At 46.7% G+C, this 10,318-nt stretch carries 7 protein-coding genes; 6 read left to right on the top strand and 1 reads right to left on the bottom strand.

From position 1 onward, the window contains the following. Positions 1-41: 41 nt before the first annotated feature. On the bottom strand, positions 42-1,391 hold the full coding sequence (locus F0P94_RS11305; protein ID WP_150903985.1) for a T9SS type A sorting domain-containing protein: 1,350 nt from the start codon (positions 1,389-1,391) through the stop codon (positions 42-44). Between the two features lie 271 nt (positions 1,392-1,662). On the opposite strand from F0P94_RS11305, the gene F0P94_RS11310 reads away from it, so the two are divergent. The 6 genes from F0P94_RS11310 (at position 1,663) to F0P94_RS11335 (ending at position 9,866) form a co-directional block, all read left to right on the top strand. After that, a complete protein-coding gene (locus F0P94_RS11310) occupies positions 1,663-2,298 on the top strand; it encodes an MBL fold metallo-hydrolase (protein ID WP_150903986.1) in 636 nt (211 codons plus the stop codon). A gap of 30 nt (positions 2,299-2,328) precedes the next feature. Next, on the top strand, positions 2,329-3,039 hold the full coding sequence (gene pssA / locus F0P94_RS11315; protein WP_150903987.1) for a CDP-diacylglycerol--serine O-phosphatidyltransferase: 711 nt from the start codon (positions 2,329-2,331) through the stop codon (positions 3,037-3,039). Continuing rightward, positions 3,036-3,287: a phosphoribosylformylglycinamidine synthase subunit PurS gene (gene purS / locus F0P94_RS11320; RefSeq protein WP_150903988.1), complete on the top strand. Its 252-nt coding sequence runs from the start codon at positions 3,036-3,038 to the stop codon at positions 3,285-3,287. Before pssA ends, purS begins: the two co-directional genes overlap by 4 nt. A 129-nt stretch (positions 3,288-3,416) precedes the next feature. Beyond that, entirely contained in the window at positions 3,417-7,334 is a 3,918-nt protein-coding gene (gene porU, locus F0P94_RS11325; RefSeq protein ID WP_150903989.1) for a type IX secretion system sortase PorU, read from the top strand. Positions 7,335-7,382: 48 nt separating this feature from the next. Continuing rightward, positions 7,383-8,582 (top strand): type IX secretion system outer membrane channel protein PorV, encoded by a 1,200-nt coding sequence (porV, locus tag F0P94_RS11330; RefSeq protein ID WP_150903990.1) that lies wholly within the window; start codon positions 7,383-7,385, stop codon positions 8,580-8,582. A gap of 6 nt (positions 8,583-8,588) precedes the next feature. Next, positions 8,589-9,866, top strand: coding sequence for a M16 family metallopeptidase (locus F0P94_RS11335; RefSeq protein ID WP_150903991.1), 1,278 nt, complete (start codon positions 8,589-8,591; stop codon positions 9,864-9,866). The last annotated feature ends 452 nt before the right edge of the window (positions 9,867-10,318 follow it).

Here is a 10,318-nt window from a genome sequence, read left to right on the forward strand (position 1 = left end):
GAAATCAGGCCGGCAAATTGAATCTTAAATGAATGATGGAATTACTTCTTCACCACTTTCCGGCTGAACTGTGTTCCATCTTCGGCAATGCCCTGTAGCAGGTAGATACCTTGAGGCAGGTTGTTCAGCGGCACTACTTTTTTAGTGGTTTTAACTACCGTTTGCTGCCATATTTTTTGCCCCTGCAGGTTGTAGAGCCTTAAGGCGCCGGAGAAAGGCTTCTCAAGTTCCAGAGCGATTTGCTGCTGGGCGGGGTTAGGGTAAAGTTTTAAGCTTGATGCAAGCTCCCGGTCATCTTTCAAACCTAAGGCATGATTCCACTTGTGGTGCTTAGCTAGAAAGAAGTTATGTTGTCCAGGAATAATCTGTGCATAACCTGAAAATATGTAATCGCCGTTGGCATCTACTACAATGCTTTTGCTGTTCTCGTAATAACCGAAGCGGTAAAGCACGGTATCTTTTAGAACTGTACCATCCGGGGCTACTTTCATCAGGCCTACATCTCCGTCCATTCCGTTAGAGCGGTCAAACACGGCTATATAATTACCATCCTGAGTTGGTTTGGCTGACATTATGGAAATATCTTGCATGTTTATCCGGGGCCTGATGCTCCACAAGGTATCTCCCTGAGGGTTCATTTTAAAAAGTCGGGCTGCCCCACACACAAGCATATTATTAGCAGGATCTTTTACTGCATCATAAATCCCCCAGGCATAATTCAAATGGCTAAACATTTCATTACCGGACTCATCTATACGCGTGGTTCTTACCTGAGCGGTTTGATATCCTGAGTAGATAAAAATAAAATAGCCGTTACCTAAAGCAACCGGAGCCCCCGGCCCTCCTTGTTCTGTTGTCGAGAACATGTAGCTCCTGGTCCACAAAACATTGCCCCCTTTACTTAATTTCTGCAGATAGGCCAAATTGTTCACCACTACGGTTACAAGGTAATTGCCATCATTTGCGATAATTACATTCCCATAGCTGTCAGCTTGCGGAGATATAACTTGTTTAGTCCAGAGGGTGTCGCCATTGGGCTTCAGCTTCATTATGAAGCCATCATAGTTGCTGGTATTTCCTTTATGGCCACTTCCAATAACTATCAGGTTACCATCGGTATCTTCTGCCACATCATTGGCAGGTGCAAATTGGAACCCTGTTAACAAGTAGGATCGTGTCCAGGTAGTATCTCCATTCGTATCTGTTCTTACAATATAAGTATAACCAGCCCTTACCCCCGCTAATAAATACCCCCCATTTTGCAATGGTGTCATTTTATTCATAAGATGTACTCCGGTAGGGGTGCCATAGGTTTTACTCCAAAGCACCTGAGCTGGAGCAGAAACGGAGAAAAGTAGCAGCGCCAGAAAAGCCAGTAAAGGTGTTTTCATAGATGAAGGTTTTTAAAGTGATGGTGAGCGTGCTTCAAAAGTATAATTCTTTGTTAATAAAACAAATACTTCAATGTTATTTTAGCTTTTCGGCTGAAGCAGTAAAAAGTCTCGAGGAGGAATAAAACCTCACAGGTTTTTAAAACCTGTGAGATTTGGAAACTTAGAACAAAGATTTCACCCAAGCACAAATCACGATCGCTTTAACTTAAATTGGAAATTGGTAAATATAAACGCAATTTTACGGTACGTTTCTAAACTGCTTCTACCCATGACCGTTACCTGCCTCACGTTTAATCCGTTTGCCGAAAACACCTACCTGCTCCACGACGAAACCAAGGAATGCGTGGTAGTAGATCCGGGCTGCTACGATGCCGCCGAAAAAGCAACGCTGCAGAAATTCATTTCGGATAACGGACTGAAAGTGGTGAAGCTGCTGAACACGCACTGCCACATCGACCACGTGCTGGGCAATAAATTTGTAGCCGATACTTACGGAGTTGGCCTGGAGATGCACGAAGCCGATCTGCCTACGTTGCGTGCTATTCCGGCTTATGCGCCTTCTTATGGTTTTGTGAATTACGAAGAACAGCTGCCGGCCGCTTTTTTAATCGAAAACGATACCGTTACCTTCGGCAATACCGAACTGAAGGTGATCTTCGCGCCGGGGCATGCACCGGGCCACGTGGTTTTCTACGACGAACAAGGCAAGCACCTGATCGGCGGCGACGTGTTGTTTCATCAGAGCATTGGCCGCACCGATCTGCCGGGCGGCGATTTTGATACGCTGATTTCGAGCATTAAAACCAAACTGTTCGTGTTGCCGGAAGACGTAACGGTTTATCCGGGTCATGGCCCGAGCACTACCATTGGCTTCGAGAAAAAGAACAACCCCTTCCTTCGCTAAATCGGTAGCTTTTTAAAGAAAAAAGTACGCATGAAAAAACATATCCCGAATACCATTACCTGCCTGAACCTGTTTTGCGGCTGCCTGGCGGTTTACTTTGCTTTTCACGGAAACCTGGTTTACTCCGCTTATCTGGTTGGCCTGGCGGCGGTGCTCGATTTTATGGACGGCATGCTGGCGCGTTTGCTAAGAGCTTATTCAGAGATCGGAAAACAGCTCGATTCCCTGGCCGATATGGTTTCGTTTGGATTTGTGCCGGGCGTGCTCATGTACCATTTACTCGAAAGAGCCTTAGCGCAGCAGGATACCTTTTTGGGCATTTCCAGTACCGTTTTTCCGTTCCTGGGCTTCCTTATCACCATTTTTTCCGCTTTGCGCCTGGCTAAATTCAACATCGATACCCGGCAGACTACTTCCTTTATTGGCATGCCTACACCGGCCTGTACCATTTTTGTAAGTTCGCTGCCGCTAATCCTGGCCAACGATGCTTTCGGGATTGCCGAAGTGGTGCTGAACCCGTTCCTGCTGGCTTTCCTGTGCTTTCTTTTAAGTTACCTGCTGGTAGCCGAAATTCCGCTGTTTGCCCTCAAATTCAAGAACCTGAGCTGGAAAGATAATTCCGTGCGTTTTATTTTTGTGCTGCTTGCCGCCATGCTTAGCGTACTTTTCGGCTTTACGGCAGTACCATTCATCATTGCTTTATACATCATTTTATCCATACTAAAACCTTCTTATTCATGAAATTCACCGCTGAAATTGACGTAATGCCGAAAAAAGAACTGCTCGACCCGCAGGGCAAAGCCGTAATGCTGGGCTTAGAGCACCTGGGCCTGAACACCGTGCAGGACGTACGCATCGGCAAGCACATAACCCTGCAGCTGGAAGCCGATTCGGAGGCAGAAGCGCAAACCAAAGTAGAGGATGCCTGCAAGAAATTACTGGCCAACCTGATCATGGAATCGTATAGCTTTAAGCTGCACCAAAACTAATTATAGAACAATACAATATTTGCTTTTATCTACAGTTATGTAATAGCCCGACGGTTGAACGCGTCGGGCTATTTGCTTGTTGCTGAAACAATTCTTAGCTTTCCATACTTATTTAATAAAAACGAGCCTATGAAGCTGCACCTTACCCCGCTGCTTGTTCTGCTATTTTTTTGTTTCACTTTGTCAACAGCTTTTGCGCAGGGCTCCGGGCAGGCTACCCTTACCTGGCAAGGAACTACACCGGTAAAAATTCCGGGAAAGGCGGCAGTAAACATTCCCGTTTTTTCGGGCTCGGAAATTAAACCCGAAGAACTACTGCCTTATTACACCTTACGAATTCCCGGTGCCGAAATTTCGGACTTCCGCCTTAAAAATCCGGTATATAAACCTTTCACTCCTGAAGAAGCCAAATCTTTTCCCAAGGATAAGTTAAAGGCTTCGCCGGAGATCGTTACCAAAGCAGGCATTGCCAACGGAAAAACGATCAGCTTCGTCACTTTTGCCCCGATCCGCCTGAACCCGCAATCGGGCCAGGTTGAGAAACTGGAAAGCTTTGAGTATAGCTACGCCACCACCAATAACCAGCGCAAACGATCCGGCAGCCGCCGCAGCTACAAACAAAATTCGGTACTGAGCACCGGCGATTGGTTTAAGATCGGGGTAACGCAAAGCGGTATCCACAAAATAGACCGCACCACGCTGCAAAACATCGGCATAAACCCGCAGGGCCTCGACCCGCGCCGGATCCAGGTGTATGGCAATGGCATAGGCATGCTGCCGCAGGCCAACGCCGCCTTCCGCCACGACGACCTGGTTCAGAATGCCATTATGGTAGCCGGCGAGAACGACGGCAGCTTCGACAACGACGATTATATTCTTTTTTATGCCCAGGGGCCGCATACCTGGGAGCTAAACCCTAACAAAGACGGCTTTCAGCATAAACTCAATATTTACACCGATACTACTTACTACTTTATTACTGTTGGGCAGCAGCCTGGTTTAAGAGTGAATTCGGCTACCGTTTCCGGTACACCTACCAAAACCATTACCACTTTTAAAGAACGCCTATTTCACGAAAGCGACAGGGTAAACCTGCTCACTTCAGGCCGCGAATGGTACGGCGAAGAATTCAACTCCAACTCGCTGTCAAAAGAATTCACCTTCCCCATTTCCGACCTGGTACCTAATTCGAATGTCAGCCTTACTTCCTCCGTGCTTGGCATTTCGGCAGTAAGTGAAGGCTTAATTGGCTCCCGGTTTACCGTAAATCTGAATAACGTAGCCCTGGGTACCCAAGCCATGGCAGGACACGGCGGCGGGAGCTACCACAATGCCGGCGTACCGAACGTGAGAACCTTTACGCCAAGCCTGAATACCATTCCTTATAATAATGCCGAACTGAAGGTCGCTTTAAACTTCGATCAGATGGGCCAGGCCTCAACCACCGGGCATCTTAACTTTCTTGAAATAAATGCCGACCGCCAGTTAAAACTTTATTCCAGCCCTATCCTGGGTCTGCAAACCAATTTCAGAAGCCTGGAAAATATTGCAACCAATGCCTTCAGCACGTTCCAGGTGGCAAACGTAAACGGCAATGCAGCCGAAGTCTGGGATGTTTCGAACCCGACGCAGCCAATGCGGCAAAATGTTTCGTTCGCTAACGGCAATGCTACTTTTATTGCCAAAACCGATACTGTTCGGGAATTTACCGTCTTTTCCGGCTCTGGTTTCCCGGCGCCGCAAAGCTTCGGTCGGGTAGCAAACCAGAACCTGCACAGCCTGAACCTGGACGGAAAGCTGGATATGGTAATTGTAGCCCATCCTAAATTCTGGAACCAGGCGCACCGCTTAGCCAACCACCGGATGCAGCACGACCGCCTGAAAGTGGCCGTAGTAAGTCCGAACCAGGTATATAACGAATTCTCTTCCGGCGCCCAGGATGTTTCGGCTATCCGCGACCTGATGAAGATGGTGTATGACCGCCGGAATGCCATGAATACCAAAACCAACGACAGTACCATTTACCTGCTGCTTTTTGGGGATGCCTCCTACGATTACAAGTCTAAATTTGCCGATGCCAGGTTAAACCGCACCCAGAATAACAAAAACTTCGTGCCGGTCTACGAATCATACGAATCGTTAAACGCAACCTGGACCTTTTCTTCCGAAGATTATTTTGGTTTATTGGATGATACCGAAGGCGCCTGGTATGAAAACAATTTCAACCGAATTGAGCTCATGGATCTCGGCGTAGGCCGCATTCCGGCGCATACCCCGGGCGATGCGGATGTAATGGTTTCCAAAATTATAAACTACAGCAACCCGGACCATTTCGGCAAATGGCGCAACCGGGTTACTTTCGTGGCCGACGACGAGGATACAAATCAGCACCTTCGGGACTCAGAAGAAATTTCGGGTACCGTAGAAAACAAGTATCCGGACTACAATGTGCATAAAATATACCTGGATATGTTCCGGCAGGTGCCGGTGCCCAATGGCAAGCGCTCCCCGGATTGCGCCGCGGAATTTGACCGCGCCGTTGAACAGGGCTCGCTGATAACCAATTACATGGGGCATGGAGGGGAAACCGGGCTGGCTGCAGAACAGATCCTTACCATTGGCCAGATCAATAGCTGGAAGAATTCTGCCAATCCTACGTTTATGGTAACCGCTACCTGCGAATTCGGCCGCTACGACGATCCGCGCCGGAACTCAGCTGCGGAGTTCGCTTTGCTGAACCCTAATGGGGGCGCGGTTGGCCTGGTTACTACCACCCGGCCTGTATATGTAAACTCCAATAAAACGTTAAATGCAAGCTTAATTAAATGCATCTTAGAACCTATTAACGGACGGATGCCCCGGCTGGGTGACGTGATCCAGAATACCAAGAATACCAGCATCGATGGCGTGTTCAACCGGAACTTTAGCTTACTCTGCGATCCATCTATGCGGCTAGCTTACCCATCGGAAAAAATTTCCGTTACTTCCGTTCAGGAAAAACCAGCGGGCACCAGCACCGATACGCTTAAAGCCCTATCCACTATTACCCTGAACGGAACCGTTACCGATCAACAGAACAATCCCTTAACTAATTTTAACGGTCAGGTAAACATTACCGTTTTTGAGAAAAAAACGCTGGTTAGAACGCTTGGGGATAACGGATCCATTCCTACAAATATTCCGGTAAGAGAAAGCATTATTTACGAAGGGGTTGCCACTGCCAAAAACGGTATTTTCAGCAGCACTTTTATTGTTCCGAAAGATATTAATTACAATGTTGGTTTAGGAAAGATCAGCATGTATGCAGCCGGCAACAATACGGATGCCCACGGCTCCAAAAACGACATTTATGTGGGCGGCTCCAGCAGCAACATTCCATTAGACACTGTTCCGCCGGTAATTAAACTGTTCATGGATAATGAGTCGTTCGTATTCGGGGGCCTTACCGGCAATAATTCTATGCTTATTTCCCACCTTTCCGATTCCAGCGGCATTAACACCGCCGGTTTAGGCATTGGCCACGAAATAACCGCTACTTTAGACGGAAACAAAGAAAACGTTAAGGTGCTGAATGAATACTATACTGCCGATCTGGATAATTTCCGTTCCGGCAAGGTTCGGTACATGTTCAAGAACTTAACGCCCGGCCCGCACGAATTACGGATAAAGGCCTGGGACACGCACAACAACTCGGCCGAAAAACGTATAGAATTTATTGTAGCCAATTCAGAAACCTTTGCCATCGATCACATCCTGAATTACCCGAACCCTTTTTCCACCAATACCACCTTCCATTTCGACCATAACCGGGCCGGAGAAGACCTTGACATACAAATTCAGATCTTTACTGTATCTGGAAAGCTGGTACGCACGTTAAATGCTTTTAGCCTGGGCAGTAAGCCTCATGTGGCGGAAATAAGCTGGAACGGCCGCGATGAATATAATGATGTACTGGCCAAAGGCGTTTACGTATATAAACTGTCGGTTCGTTCGGCAAAAGATGGCTCCAAGGTTTCGAAATACGAAAAGCTCGTTATTTTAAATTAAAACTATACTTATATTTGATTTTGCAATAAAAACCACCTGCTTATATCTATGCACAAAATAAAACTATTGGCTGCCGGCCTTCTTGTAAGCGTCGCTTCTTTAAACGGAGTATCATCCTTTGCCCAGTCTACTCCCGGTACCGGCACCGCCGGTCAGGAAGACAGGCTTCGTGCCATTACTACGGCCGTTCCTATCTTAACCGTTTCGCCGGATGCCCGTTCTGCGGCCTTAGGCGATGCGGGGGTGGCTATTTCACCGGATGCCAATACGCCCCACTGGAATCCGGCCAAGCTTGGTTTTGTGCAGGACAATATCGGCCTGAGCTTTTCCTACTCGCCCTGGCTCCGCAACATTGTAAATGACATGTACCTGGCCTATGGCTCCGGGTACAAAAAGCTGGATGAATTTTCCGCCTTTTCCGTTTCCTTTCTCTACTTCAATTTAGGGTCTATTCAGTTAACCGACGACAGAGGCAATCCCTTACAGGATTTCCGACCGAAGGAATATACCGTGGATCTGGCTTATGGTAGAAAGCTGAGCGAAAACCTTTCACTGGGTTTAGGTGCCCGGTTCATACATTCGAACTTAGCCGGCGGCATTTCTGTATCCGGAACCGGCGGAACCTCCGAAGCTAAGGCCGGTAACTCGGTAGCTGCCGACTTAGGTATTTATTATACCAAAGACATGACCCTCTCGGGCAAGAACTTTAACATGGCTTTTGGGGGTAACATATCGAACCTGGGAGCAAAGATCAGCTATACCACACCGGATCAGAAAGACTTTATTCCAACCAATTTACGTTTGGGAACGGCTTTAACCCTGGAGCTGGACCCGTACAACAAAGTAACCTGGACCTTAGACGGCAATAAATTACTGGTACCATCGCCTACCGGAGATCCTGATAAAGATTTTGAGCGCCGAAACAAAGGCGTTCTGGCCGGCGTGTTCAGCTCCTTCTCCGATGCTCCCGATGGTTTCAGCGAAGAGATAAGTGAAATAAACCTTTCTACCGGTATCGAATATTGGTACGACAATCTCTTTGCCGCCCGGGCAGGTTATTTCTACGAAGACCCTAATAAAGGTAACCGCCAATATTTCTCGATGGGCTTAGGTTTAAAGTATCAGAAGATTGGTATCGATGCGGCCTACCTTATTCCTAATAACCAGAATAACCCATTAGCTCAAACTCTCCGGTTCACCTTGTCGCTTAACCTTGCGGCCGAAGAAACTGCCGCTCCAGTAGAATAAATCAAGATGATGCTAGATCGATCCATAGCCCCTTCCGTTCAGGAAATCAAAGATTATTCGCTCCCTACGGCCGAAGTAATTCAGCTAAGCAATAATGTAAGAATTCACTATTTAGAGAACGCTACTCAGCCGGTAGTAAGACTGGAAATAGTATTTCCGGCCGGGAAGTGGTACGAGCCGGAAAAAGGTGTATCCTATTTTACCTCTAAACTGTTGCTGGAAGGAACCAGTAAGAAGAGCGCCAAACAAATAGCCGATATTCTCGATTTTTACGGCGCTTCGCTGGAATGCAACCAAGGTTTCGATTGGGCTACTTTAACCCTTTACTGCCTATCGAAGTTCTACAAGGACCTTTTCCCGCTGGTTCAGGAAATTTTAAGCGAGGCCGCTTTGCCTGAACATGAATTAGAGCTCCTTAAAAAACGCACGATCCAGAACATAGGCGTGGAAAGAAAAAAACCTGCTTATCTGGCAATGGAGCGCTTTACCCAGAAAGTGTATGGTTTGGACCACCCGTATGTAAGCGGACTGCAGGAAACCGATATCCAAGCGGTCTCTCTGGGTTCCATCAAGGATTTCTTTTCCAGAAGTTATTTACTCAGTGGGACGGAAATTTTCCTTTGCGGCGATATTAAACCGGAAATTAAACAACTAACCGAAGCATATTTCGGCGCACATGAAAACCCGAAAAACGTTTCACACGAAGCCAAACTTTCTCATGCATTAAACCCGGATACGAATTTGGGTGATGTAAAAGTGCCAGGCAGTCTTCAGGCTGCAATAAGGGTGGGGAAAATTTTCCCGGTAATTAATTCATCGGACTATCTGCCCCTTACGTTAGTAAATAGAATCTTAGGCGGGTATTTCGGATCGCGGCTTATGAAAAATATTCGGGAAGATAAGGGGTTCACCTATGGCATCTACTCTTCTTTGTCTGTCCGGAAATACAGCACCCTCTTTTTTATCGGCACCGATGTAATTGGTTCGGCAGCAGAAGAGACAGTGTCAGAAATTTTCAAGGAGATTGAGAGGCTAAAGAATGAATTGGTTCCTGAACAGGAGTTAGCTACCGTCAAAAATTACATGATCGGTAAGTTCCTGAGTGAGACAAACAATATTTTTGATCAGACAGACCGTTATAAGCATATCGTATTACACGAACTGCCGCAAGATCACTATCAGCTGTATCTGCAAACCATCCGGAAATCTACCAGCGAAGAAATCCGAGACCTGACCAGAAAATACTTTACAGAAGATCTGGTAACCACTATAGCGGGAGCATAAAAAGAAAAGGCTGAATTTAGATTCAGCCTTTTCTTTTTACTTCTCTTAAGGCTAAATTATTTAATAAACTGAATCTTACTAAACGTGGTAGCCATGAGGCAAATAGCCCCAAACAAACTTACCCCAATCATCCTTCAACTGACCGCCTCACGTGCCTGAACTGGCTCTGTATGCCCTAAAGTAATATAGTTCTAATACGGCTGTTAAGCTATAGACTAAGAAAACCTGTGCACCACAAGCTCAGGATGCCAAAGCCAATAAATGCCTCATCCCTTTTTATAAAAACAAAGATTCATTTGAGTTACTGATGCCCCTCAGCTGTTAATAAATTTTTCTAGCACCTAACATGGGATCAAGCTGAATTGTTGAGTGGGATTTTTCCTAAGCATAGATATTAGCAAGTCTGAAGAGGAAGAAAGCAGTATCTCTTACGCCTCTGGAAGTTGCCCTGA

Source organism: Adhaeribacter soli (genome assembly GCF_008727925.1).
In the GTDB taxonomy this organism is placed as follows: domain Bacteria; phylum Bacteroidota; class Bacteroidia; order Cytophagales; family Hymenobacteraceae; genus Adhaeribacter_A; species Adhaeribacter_A soli.

Coding starts and splice junctions, on each gene's coding strand:
- F0P94_RS11335 (WP_150903991.1), top strand. CDS start 8,589: ATGATGCTAGATCGATCCATAGCCCCTTCCGTTCAGGAAATCAAAGAT.
- F0P94_RS11305 (WP_150903985.1), bottom strand. CDS start 1,391: ATGAAAACACCTTTACTGGCTTTTCTGGCGCTGCTACTTTTCTCCGTT.
- F0P94_RS11310 (WP_150903986.1), top strand. CDS start 1,663: ATGACCGTTACCTGCCTCACGTTTAATCCGTTTGCCGAAAACACCTAC.
- porU (WP_150903989.1), top strand. CDS start 3,417: ATGAAGCTGCACCTTACCCCGCTGCTTGTTCTGCTATTTTTTTGTTTC.
- pssA (WP_150903987.1), top strand. CDS start 2,329: ATGAAAAAACATATCCCGAATACCATTACCTGCCTGAACCTGTTTTGC.
- purS (WP_150903988.1), top strand. CDS start 3,036: ATGAAATTCACCGCTGAAATTGACGTAATGCCGAAAAAAGAACTGCTC.
- porV (WP_150903990.1), top strand. CDS start 7,383: ATGCACAAAATAAAACTATTGGCTGCCGGCCTTCTTGTAAGCGTCGCT.